The organism is Streptomyces phytophilus (genome assembly GCF_013870535.1).
Lineage (GTDB): Bacteria > Actinomycetota > Actinomycetes > Streptomycetales > Streptomycetaceae > Streptomyces > Streptomyces phytophilus.
The window spans coordinates 1-8856 of the sequence record NZ_JACBXC010000130.1 but is presented as its reverse complement, the minus strand read 5'-3'; the positions used below and the strand labels follow the sequence as shown (position 1 = coordinate 8856).

9 protein-coding genes are annotated in these 8856 nt (G+C 73.4%); 6 read left to right on the top strand and 3 right to left on the bottom strand.

Annotation, left to right across the window (positions count from 1 at the left end):
- Positions 1-673 (top strand): FtsX-like permease family protein (locus H5J30_RS09790; RefSeq protein ID WP_309505481.1); only part of this gene is annotated, 673 nt, incomplete at its 5' end.
- A 118-nt stretch (positions 674-791) separates the two neighbouring features.
- Here the strand turns inward: H5J30_RS09790 and H5J30_RS09785 are convergent.
- The 3 genes from H5J30_RS09785 to H5J30_RS09775 all read right to left on the bottom strand — a co-directional run bounded on the left by H5J30_RS09785 (position 792) and on the right by H5J30_RS09775 (position 3966).
- Positions 792-1550 carry a MerR family transcriptional regulator gene (locus H5J30_RS09785; RefSeq protein WP_181787027.1) on the bottom strand — a complete coding sequence of 253 codons (759 nt, stop codon included), beginning with the start codon at positions 1548-1550 and terminating at the stop codon, positions 792-794.
- An 82-nt stretch (positions 1551-1632) separates the two neighbouring features.
- Positions 1633-2409: a PIG-L deacetylase family protein gene (locus H5J30_RS09780; RefSeq protein WP_181787025.1), complete on the bottom strand. Its 777-nt coding sequence runs from the start codon at positions 2407-2409 to the stop codon at positions 1633-1635.
- Positions 2410-2571: 162 nt separating this feature from the next.
- Positions 2572-3966, bottom strand: coding sequence for a glycoside hydrolase family 18 protein (locus H5J30_RS09775; protein WP_181787023.1), 1395 nt, complete (start codon positions 3964-3966; stop codon positions 2572-2574).
- A gap of 182 nt (positions 3967-4148) precedes the next feature.
- Here H5J30_RS09775 and mgtE point away from each other — a divergent pair, with 182 nt between their 5' ends.
- From mgtE to H5J30_RS09750, 5 genes are all read left to right on the top strand, one after another.
- On the top strand, positions 4149-5483 hold the full coding sequence (gene mgtE, locus H5J30_RS09770) for a magnesium transporter (RefSeq protein WP_181787021.1): 1335 nt from the start codon (positions 4149-4151) through the stop codon (positions 5481-5483).
- Positions 5484-5733: 250 nt separating this feature from the next.
- Entirely contained in the window at positions 5734-6486 is a 753-nt protein-coding gene (locus H5J30_RS09765) for a GntR family transcriptional regulator (protein ID WP_181787019.1), read from the top strand.
- A 213-nt stretch (positions 6487-6699) separates the two neighbouring features.
- A complete protein-coding gene (locus tag H5J30_RS09760) occupies positions 6700-6894 on the top strand; it encodes a hypothetical protein (RefSeq protein ID WP_018839393.1) in 195 nt (64 codons plus the stop codon).
- A gap of 138 nt (positions 6895-7032) precedes the next feature.
- Positions 7033-7557: an ATP-binding protein gene (locus tag H5J30_RS09755; RefSeq protein WP_374100962.1), complete on the top strand. Its 525-nt coding sequence runs from the start codon at positions 7033-7035 to the stop codon at positions 7555-7557.
- Between the two features lie 217 nt (positions 7558-7774).
- A partial coding sequence (locus H5J30_RS09750) for a PAS domain-containing protein (protein WP_181787015.1) occupies positions 7775-8856 on the top strand: 1082 nt, incomplete at its 3' end.

Here is an 8856-nt window from a genome sequence, read left to right as displayed (position 1 = left end):
GGCGTACGGGGCGATCCTGCTGTCGGTCGGCTTCGCGGGCTTCTCGCCGGCGCTGCTCGGCGGGCTGCTGCGGCTCACCGGCGGGCTGCTGACGGCGTTCGGCGGGGGCAGCGGCTACCTGACCGTGCACGGGCTGCGGCAGCGGGCCGCGCAGCTGTCCGGGGTGCTGATGCCGATGGTCCTCTTCGTGGGCATCTCGGTCGCGACGCTGTACATGCAGTCCGTCGAGAACGACCACATCGAGGCCGCCGGGCTGACGCAGTCGGTGGACGACAAGAACCTGGAGACGCTGAACTTCGTGGTCGTCGGGATCATCGCGGTCTTCGCCTGCGTGATGCTGATCAACACGCTGTACGCGGCGACCTCGTACCGCAGCCGCGAGTTCGGCCAGCAGCGGCTGGCGGGCGCGACGCCCGGCCAGGTGCTGGCGGGGGTCGGCCTGGAGGGGCTGCTGCTGACGGTGACCGGGGTGTTCTTCGGGACGCTCGCGGCGGTGGCCGGGATCGTGCCCTTCACGGTGGCCCGCACGGACGACGTGCTGCCCTCGGCGGGGTACGGGATCTGGCTGGCGGTCGTGGGAGTGGCCGCGGCGGCGACGATGGCCACCGCGCTGGGCACCGCGCGGCGGGTGCTGCGGACGCCGGCGGTCGAGACGGTCGCGCTGGCGGCGTGAGGGGGAGTGCCGAAGGGCCCGCCGACGAGGTCGGCGGGCCCTTCGGCGTACCCGCGGCGGACTTCGCGGCGGGCCGTGCGGGCGTACGGCGTACGGGCGTTGCCCCGCCCGCACGCCCCTACTCCAGGTTGCGCTCCGCGTACACCCGCATCGCGTCCCGTACGAACACCGCCGTCCCTTCGCCGTGGCCGTCGTAGTGCGCGCCGAAGCGCGGGTCGTCCACGTACATCTGCCCCAGCCCCGCGAACGCCTCCGCCGACGGCCCCTGTCCCTGCCACCCGGCGCTGATCCACTCGTACTGCCGCCGCGTGATCGCCTGCGCCCGCGCGCCGTCCGGTGCCTCGCCCGCGGCGTGCGCGGCGGCGAAGTCGCGGGCGATGCCGCGCTGGCGGTGCTGGAAGCCGGCCCGCTGCTCCTCGCTCAGCGCACGCCACCACCTGTCGCCCCGCTCGTACGCCGCCTTCCCCCAGCGCCGCGTGACCTCCTCCTCGTACCGGGTGTGGTCGAACCCGTCGAGCACCTCTTCCGCCATGAGCGGCACACCTTCCCTCAGCTTCCGCAGTGTGGTCTCCACCGACGCGATCTGCCGCCCGATGCGCCGCTGCTCCCGCACCAGCAGCTCCAGGTGCGTGCCGAGCGCGTCCGCGGCGTCCGCGGGGCCGGCGCCGTCGAGCACGTCGGCGATGGCCGGGAGGCCGAGGCCCAGCTCGCGGAGCAGCAGGATGCGCTGGAGCCGGAGAAGGGCGTGCTCGTCGTAGTAGCGGTAGCCGTTGGCCGCGACGCGGCTGGGGCGCAGCAGCCCCAGCGCGCCGTAGTGGCGCAGGGTGCGGCTCGTGGTGCCCGCGGTGCGCGCGATCTCCTGGATGGACCACTCCATGGCGGTGCCCGCTCCTCGGTCCGGTCGGCCGGTCGGTCGGTGGGCCTTCACCGTAGAAGTTGACGTTACGTCAAGGTCAAGGTCAGTCCTCGAAGCTGTGGGGGACCAGCTCGAAGGCCACGGCGAGGTCGGAGCCGCACAGCTTGCCGGTCTCGGTGAGCATCTCCTCGGTGAGCTTGCGTGCGTACTCGTGCGGGTCCTCCTCGCCCAGCCCGAGGATGTACGCCCGGTGCTCGGTCAGCGACGCCACCGCCCGCTCCTTGGCGGCCCCGGTGACGGCCTCGGCGTGCGTGGGGTACGGGGAGCCGGCGACGGCGGTCCAGCGGACGCCGCCCCACGGCAGGAGGCCCTGCTCCAGCAGCTCGGGGAAGATCCAGCGGTTGCCGGCGTCGCCGACGGCGTCCAGCACGCCGCGGCCGACGGCGCGGTGGTCGGGGGTGTTGCGCGGGGCGCCGGGCTCCGCTCCCCAGGTGTCGTGGTGGTTGATGGTGACGATCAGCTCGGGGCGGTGCCGGCGGATGGCCGCGGCGAGGTCGCGGCGCAGCGGCAGGCCCTCCTCGATGACGCCGTCGCGGTGGTCGAGGAACTCCAGCGCGGTCACGCCCACCACCGCGGAGCCGGCCCGCTGCTCCTCCTCGCGCACCCGGGCGCACTCCCCGGGCTCCAGCCCGTCGATCCCCGCCTCGCCGCGGGTGGCGAGCACGTACGCCACCTGCTTGCCGGCGCCGGTCCACTTCGACACCGCGGCGGCGGTGCCGTACTCCAGGTCGTCCGGGTGCGCGACGATCGCGAGAGCCCGGTGCCAGTCGTCGGGAAGGGGTGCGAGGGACGCCGCCTCGGCGTGAGCGCTTTCGGTCATGCCGCCATGGTCACATGACGCGGCGTCACGGCCCCGTCCGGCCGGCCCGCGGGGGAGCGGGGGGAACGGGAGGGCGGGAAGGGCGGGAAGGGCGGGAAGGGCGGGTACGGGAAAGGGGCGGTGCCGGGCCCGGACCCGGCACCGCCCCGTCGGGGGGACGGGTCAGTCCAGACCGCGGTCCAGGACCCGGTACAGCTCGCCGTCGTCGTCGCCGTCCAGGGACCAGACCATCGCGCCGCCCAGGTTGCGGTCGTCGATGTACTCGGCCTTCCGGGCGATGACCTTCGGGTCGTCGTACGTCCAGAACGTGCTGCCGTCGAAGAGCCAGGCGTGGCCGCTCTCCTCGTCGCGGTGGACCTCGTACGCACCGGAGGCCGCGAACTCCTTCAGGACCTTGTAGTCCTCGAAGCCCGCCTCCCAGGTGCCCGGCGCCGCGCCCGCGGCGGGCTGGTCGTAGCCGTCGCCGCCGCCTTCGACGCCCTGCCAGCCGCGGCCGTAGAACGGGATGCCGAGGACCAGCTTGTCGCGCGGCGCGCCGCGCGACAGCCAGTCGTCGACGACCTGCTGGAGGCTGTCGTCGGGGGAGTGGATGGCGGACTGCTGGTTGGTGTTCTTCTCCCAGGCGCCGTGCAGGTCGTAGCCCTGGAGCGTGGCGTAGTCCAGCTTGGGGAAGAGCTTGCGCGTCTCGTAGCCCGCGTCCATCGCGTTGGCGTTCGCCGGCAGGAACGCGGTGAGCAGCAGGTGCCGGCCGCGGCCCTCGCGCGAGCGCTCCACCCGGTCGAGCTGCCGGCGGAACTCGGCGACGACCGCGGTGAAGTTCTCCTTGTCCTCGGGGCGGTAGACGGTGTCGACGTCACCGGGGTAGTTGGGCCACTCCCAGTCCAGGTCGATGCCGTCGAAGACGCCCGCCGCGCTGCCGGGGCCGCCGCGGCCGTCGATCCGCGGGAGGTTGCCCTTGATGAACAGGTCGATGCAGGAGGACACGAACTCCTTGCGCGACTCGGGGGTACGGACCGCGTCCGAGAAGTGCGTGGACCAGGCCCAGCCGCCGAGCGACATCAGGACCTTCAGGTCCGGGTACTCGGCCTTCAGTTCGCGGATCTGGTTGAAGTTGCCCGCGAGCCGCTGCCGCGGCGAGTCGGCCCGGCCGTCGACGGACTCGGCGGCGGTCATCGTCCGCCGGTAGTCGGTGACCGTGTCGCCCTCGCCCGGGATGTCGTCCTCGAAGCACTTGCCGTCCGGGCTGACGTTGCCGAAGGCGTAGTTGAGGTGCGTGAGGCGCTTGGCGGTGCCGCTGGTGACGAGGTCCTTGACGAGGAAGCCGCGGTCCCTGGTGCCCCACTGGGTGTAGTAGCCGACGCGCCGGGCCTCGTCCCGGCCGCCGCGGTCGCCGTGCCCGCCGTGGCCGCCCTTTCCGGCCTGCGCGGCCTGCCGGTCCGCGGCGGCGGCTTCGTTCGGGGTCGCGGCGGTGGCGCCGGCCGTGGTGAGGCCGGGGGTGACCAGGAGGGACAGCGCACAGCCGGCCACGGCCAGGCGGCGCACGAGTCTTCGGTGCATGGAAACCCTCTTCTCGGGAGATCGCGCTTCTCTCGGGTGCGCCGAACGCTATTGGCCTAGACCAATAGGGGTCAAGGGTTCGTACGCGACGGCGCACCCGGCGGTACGCCCCTGCTCAGCCCGGTAATCGGCACGTTCTAGGGTGAAGCCGGACAGCGGCCGGAGCGGCGGGAGGTACGGGCATGACCGCGGACACCGACCTCGGCTCCCTCCTCGACGGCAACGACGTCGCCGGGCTGCAGCGGTGGCTCGCCGACCACCCTCCGCACGTCGTCGCCGACGAACTCGCCCGCGCCGACGAGGTCACCGCCGTCTTCTGCTTCCGGCTGCTGGAGAAGGACCGCGCGGTCGAGGTCTTCGAGGAACTGGCCGCCGGCGACCAGCAGAAGATCCTCGAAGGGCTGCGCGACCAGACATTCCGCCACGTCGTCGAGGAGATGGACCCCGACGACCGCGCCCGCCTCCTCGGCGAGGCGCCGGCCAACTTCACCCAGCGCGTGCTGGCCGGCCTCAGCCCTCGCGAACGCGCCCTGACCGCCCCGCTGCTCGGCTACGAACCGGACGCCGTCGGCCGGTACATGTCGCCGGAGCTGGTGCGGCTGAAGGAGCAGTCCACCGTGGCCGAGGCGCTGGAACGGGTGCGCGCCCAGGGCCCGGACGCCGAGACCGTCTACACGCTGCCCGTCGTCGACGACCGCCGGCACCTGGTCGGCGTCGTCTCCCTGCGGGAGGTGGTGCTGGCCGCGCCGGGGCACCCGCTCATCGAGCTGGTGGACACCGAGTTCCCGCGGGTCTACGCCACCGACAACGCCGAGACCGCGGCCCGGCTGATGCAGGAGGCCAACCTCCTCGGCCTGCCCGTCGTGGACAGCGAGGAGCGCGTCGTCGGCATCCTCACCGTCGACGACGCCATCGAGCTGATCGAGGAGGCGGACACCGAGGACGTGGCCCGCCAGGCCGGCGCCGAGCCGGTCGAGGGCCACTACCTGTCGGTCGGGGTCTTCCGGCTCGCCCGCGCGCGCATCATCTGGCTCTTCCTGCTGATCCTCGCCGCCACCCTCACCGCCGGCGTGCTGCAGGTGTTCGAGGGGGAACTGGCGGCGGTGACCGAGCTGGCGGTGTTCATCCCGCTGCTCGTCGGCACCGGCGGGAACGTCGGCGCCCAGGCCGCGACGGGCGCGGTGCGCGCGATCGCGGTCGGCGAGCTGCGCCCCGGCGACGTGGCGCGGGTGGCGTGGCGGGAGTGCCGGGTGGGGTTCCTGCTGGGCGTGGGGCTCGGCATCGTGGGCATCGTGCTGGCGACGATCATGACGGACGGCCGGATCGCGCTGACCGTGTCGCTGTCGCTGGTGCTGATCTGCGCGTGGGCGGCGTCGGTCGGCTCCGTGATGCCGCTGCTGGCCAAGCAGTTGGGGATCGACCCGGCGGTGATCTCGGCGCCGCTGGTGACCACGCTGGTCGACGCCACGGGGCTGGTGATCTACTTCCTCCTCGCCCGCGCGGTGCTCGGTCTGTGAGGCAGTCTGCGAGCGGGTCCGCGAGTGGGCCTGCGTGTGGGCCTGCGAGCGGGTCTGCGCGTGCGCGGGCGTACGCCGCGGCACCCCCGCGCACACCCGTCGGCGAACACGTCTCGTAAAGCTCTCCCCTTGGGTTGCGGGCCGCGGTCGCGGTTGCCAAGCTTTCGCGGGTGTTCAGGCCGGCAACGGCGCAGGCCGGAGACGGCGCGGACCGGGGCGGCGACCGCCGCGACGGGGGTGTGAAGAAACGGTGCCTCTAGGTGAGCAGCCCGCCTATCTGCGGGTCGCCGCGGACCTCCGCCGGAAGATCGTCAGCGGTGAACTGCCGCCGCACGCACGGCTGCCCTCGCAGGCCCGGATCCGCCAGCTCTACCGGGTCTCCGACACCGTCGCGCTGGAGGCCCGCAAGGTGCTGATGGCCGAGGGCCTGGTCGAGGGCCGGTCCGGGTCCGGCACGTACGTGCGCTCGCGGCCCGAGCCGCACCGGCTGGTCCGTACCGGCTACCGCGGCCTCGGCGACCTCACCCCCTTCCGCCAGGAGCAGGCCGACGAGTCGGTGGCCGGCTCCTGGGAGTCGCGCAGCGCGCAGGAGCACGCCGACGGGCCGGTCGCCGCCCGGCTGCACCTGGGCGCCGGTGACCCCGTGATGCGTACGCGCTACGTCTTCCGCTCGGCCGGCGAGCCCGTGCTGCTGTCCACGTCCTGGGAGCCGCTGGCCCTGACCGGCCGCACGCCCGTGATGCTGCCCGAGGAGGGTCCGCTCGCCGGCCGCGGCGTGGTGGAGCGGATGGCGGCCATCGACGTCGTCGTGGACAACGTCGTGGAGGAGGTCGGCACCCGCCCCGGGCTGGCCGACGAGGCGCAGGCGCTGGGCGCCGTGCCGGGGCAGCCGGTGCTCTGCATCCAGCGGACGTTCTACGCCTCGGGGCGGGCGGTCGAGACGGCGGACGTCATCGTTCCGGCCGACCGCTACCGCGTCAGCTATCACCTGCCCGTCAAGTGACCCGGGCCGCCGGGCGCTTCTCCGGGTCTTCTTCTGTCCTGATTACCCCCGTCCGATTCGAACTTTCGGCCGAGAAGTGCACTTCTCGTGTAAAGCCGTATGCGGGGAGTGAATGCCGGGCGTAAGCTCTGGCATATTCGGCAGGCAAGCAGGGTGCCCGGGGCCATAGTCGCCCCGTGTGTGCCCTGGGCAGACATTCCTGGGGTGGGCTTTATGGGTGCGGGTGACAGCGGCGCCGCACGCCCGTGGGTCATCGTCCGCGAGGACGGCAACGGCAACCATTACCGCGTCGGCCGGTACGCCACGCGTGACGAGGCCGAGCGCGCGGTCTCCCGTTTCGGGCCCGCGGAGCAACGGCAGATATACCGGGTGGAGCACGCCGGCGGCGGGGACGCCAACGCCGTGTAGCTTCCCGTGCGCATGTAGGTGATATTTTCGCCCAAAGCGGGTATGTACCTATCACTCCCCTCAAGTCGGGCAAATCCGACAGAACTCCGCTGGGATGTGGTAGGCGTGAGCAACCCCCCGTTCCTCCGCCACGCCGCGGTGACGCCGTTCTCCCCGCTCCCCGATCCCTCCGCCCTCCCCGGCTTCCGCGACCCCGCGGGCGCCGCCGTGCCCCCTGTCCCCGCGGTCTCCGCTGCCCCCGCCGGTTCCGCCTCCGCCGGACTCGCGCACCCGGCCGGCCCCGCCGAGTGGAGCTTCCCCGCCGACCCCGGCTGCGTGCGCACCGCCCGCGCCGTCGTCCGCGACACCCTGCGCACCTGGCACCTCGACCCCGTGACCGACCTCGCCGTCCTGCTCGTCAGCGAGCTGGTCACCAACTCCCTGCGCTACGCCTCCGGACCCGTCGGCCTGCGCCTGCGCCCCCTCGGCGGGCCCGACATCGCGGGCGGCGTCCGCGTCGAGGTCTCCGACCCGCTGCCGGTGCCGCCGCTGCTCCGCACCGCCGCACCGGACGAGGAGGGCGGCCGCGGACTGCTGCTCGTCGCCAGCGCCGCGCTCCGCTGGGGAACCCGCTGCGGCGGAATGGGCAAGACGGTGTGGTTCGAGCTGGGGTCCGCTGGTTAGAACGTACGAGGGAGGGTTATTCGGCGTACGGAAGGGGGCGTGCGGGGGCGTAGCGCCGGGTGCCGGGCGGGCACCACTTCGCAGACGCAGCGGTGAGCGGGACCGGAAGCGGTGGGGCGTTCCGAACCCGTGACCTGACGACCATGTTCCGGATACGGATCTTCCCGCATACTCTGCGGTGCGTACCCGGAGCAGGATCAGCAAAGGGGGCGGTCGCGTGGGAGCACCGTTCTGGCAGAGCAGTCCGCCGGGCTCCATCTACGACCACATCAAGGTGGCCTCCTTCGCCCTGGACGCGGAGGGGCACATCGAGCAGTGGAGCACCCGTGCCGAGGAGCTCCTCGGCATCTCCGCCGCCGAGGTGCTGGGCCGCGACGCCGTCGAGGCACTGGTTCCCGAGGAGCTGCGCGCGGACGTGGGGGAGAAGGTCGCCGAGATCCTCGACGGCCGCGAGTGGACCGGTCTGCTGCCCTACCGCAGACCGGCAGGACCCGGCGTCGGCGGCGCCGGGCAGCCCGCCGCCGACGGCATCGCCGAGCTGTACGTCATGCCCACCACCGGCGTCGGCGGCACCCGCGGCGCGGTGTGCCTCACCCTCGACGCGTACGCGCTGCGCCGGGTCGAGACCGACCTCGCCGCCTCCCAGGCCGTTTTCGGCCAGGCCCCGATGGGGTTCCTGCTCTTCGGCACCGACCTCACGCTCGTGCGCGTCAACGAGCGCGTGGCCGCCGCCTTCGGCGGCACCGCCGCCTCCCACGCCGGCCGCACGCCCCGCGACTACCTCCCGCGCCCCGAGGCCGAGCGCGTCACCGCGGCGCTCAGGCACGTCCTCGACACCGGCGAGCCCGTCACCGACATGCAGATCCTCGGGCCCGCCCCCGAGGAGCCGCAGACCGGCTCCACCCCGCCGTCCGCCCGCGAGGGGCAGCCCGGCAGCCTCAGATGGTCCATATCGCTGTACCGCGTCCACAGCCGTACGGGCCGGCCCCTGGGCGTCGCCGCCGTCGTCTCCGACGTCACCCGGCGCCGCCGCGCCGAGAGCGAAGCCGCCAGCGCCCGCCGCAACCTCGCGCTGCTCAACGAGGCCGGCGCCCGCATCGGCAACTCGCTCGACCTGGAGACCACCGCCCGCGAGCTGCTCGGCGTCACCGTCCCGCAGTTCTGCGACATGGCCTGCGTCGACGTCTACCAGAGCCTCATCGACGGCGACGAGGGCCGCCCCGGCCTCGCCGACGGCAGCGCCGAGCTGCGCCGCGTCGCCTTCGCCAGTGCCGTCTCCGACGCCCCCGTCACGGCCGT

Coding starts and splice junctions, on each gene's coding strand:
- H5J30_RS09785 (WP_181787027.1), bottom strand. CDS start 1,550: ATGGAGTGGTCCATCCAGGAGATCGCGCGCACCGCGGGCACCACGAGC.
- H5J30_RS09780 (WP_181787025.1), bottom strand. CDS start 2,409: ATGACCGAAAGCGCTCACGCCGAGGCGGCGTCCCTCGCACCCCTTCCC.
- H5J30_RS09775 (WP_181787023.1), bottom strand. CDS start 3,966: ATGCACCGAAGACTCGTGCGCCGCCTGGCCGTGGCCGGCTGTGCGCTG.
- mgtE (WP_181787021.1), top strand. CDS start 4,149: ATGACCGCGGACACCGACCTCGGCTCCCTCCTCGACGGCAACGACGTC.
- H5J30_RS09760 (WP_018839393.1), top strand. CDS start 6,700: ATGGGTGCGGGTGACAGCGGCGCCGCACGCCCGTGGGTCATCGTCCGC.